The 246-nt window shown below is 65.9% G+C and carries 1 protein-coding gene; it reads left to right on the forward strand.

The genetic code is table 11. The features are described from left to right. Nucleotides 1-21: 21 nt before the first annotated feature. The coding region (locus tag KVS71_RS18175; protein WP_217585236.1) for a hypothetical protein at nt 22-246 on the forward strand (225 nt) is incomplete at its 3' end.

Consider the following 246-nt stretch of genomic DNA (forward strand, 5'->3'; position numbering starts at 1 on the left):
GCCGGGAACGGTGCGACCGACTTGGGGACCCACACCGACTACGTCAAGCGCGAGTTCTTCCAGTACACGTTCACCTCGAACCCGACCGACCCGACGCCGGGTCAGGCCGTGACGTATCGGATGGAGTTCGGCAACACCGGCAATGTCGACTCGGCGAACGCGGAGATCGCGTACACGCAGGCCGGCATCCTCGACGATTCCAGCTGGAACCCGTCGAGCGTGACGGCCAACCGCGGCACCGTCACC

This window comes from Microbacterium sp. GbtcB4 (assembly GCF_019091465.1).
Taxonomy (GTDB): Bacteria; Actinomycetota; Actinomycetes; order Actinomycetales; family Microbacteriaceae; genus Microbacterium; species Microbacterium paraoxydans.